This is a genomic window from Rhizobium sp. RHZ02 (assembly GCF_014851575.1).
Taxonomy (GTDB): domain Bacteria; phylum Pseudomonadota; class Alphaproteobacteria; order Rhizobiales; family Rhizobiaceae; genus Rhizobium; species Rhizobium altiplani.
Genome location: NZ_JACUZX010000095.1, coordinates 1 through 469, shown reverse-complemented (window position 1 = coordinate 469; position 469 = coordinate 1). Strand labels below are relative to the sequence as shown.

Here is a 469-nt window from a genome sequence, read left to right as displayed (position 1 = left end):
AGCCACCTCAGCGCGGCTCCTTGGTTACTGATCGATCCTCCCAGTTCGTCGGTGAGGCAACGCGCGCAAGGCTGGCCACCGGGGCTCGGTCTGCAGCAACGGCTGCAGGGAGACATCGTGGTCGTACCAGGAGGTCTTAGTTGGTGGGAAATTCTCGCCATAAGGGCGCTGGCTGCGCTGAGGTTATCCATGTTGGCGAATCCGTGTCGTATAGATGGGGATGGCTGGGCTTGGTCGCCATGACGTGGCGCCGGCTTGAACCGACTGCACACGAGAACGGCGGGGATCGCTCCCCGCCGCCTGCATTCCGGTGCAGCCACCTTCAGTGAGGCTTGGCTTCCGGGATGTTCACCTTGTCGATGACATGGATCACGCCGTTCTTGGCCATGATGTCCGATCGTGTGATCTGTGCGCCGCCGATACTCAGCTGCCCTTCGGCGACTTCAACCGGTGCATTCTGCCCCTGCAC

At 61.8% G+C, this 469-nt stretch carries 1 protein-coding gene; it reads right to left on the bottom strand.

Translation table 11 applies throughout. The features are described from left to right. Window positions 1–322: 322 nt before the first annotated feature. Window positions 323–469 carry a fasciclin domain-containing protein gene (locus IB244_RS33295; RefSeq protein WP_409564096.1) on the bottom strand — a complete coding sequence of 49 codons (147 nt, stop codon included), beginning with the start codon at window positions 467–469 and terminating at the stop codon, window positions 323–325.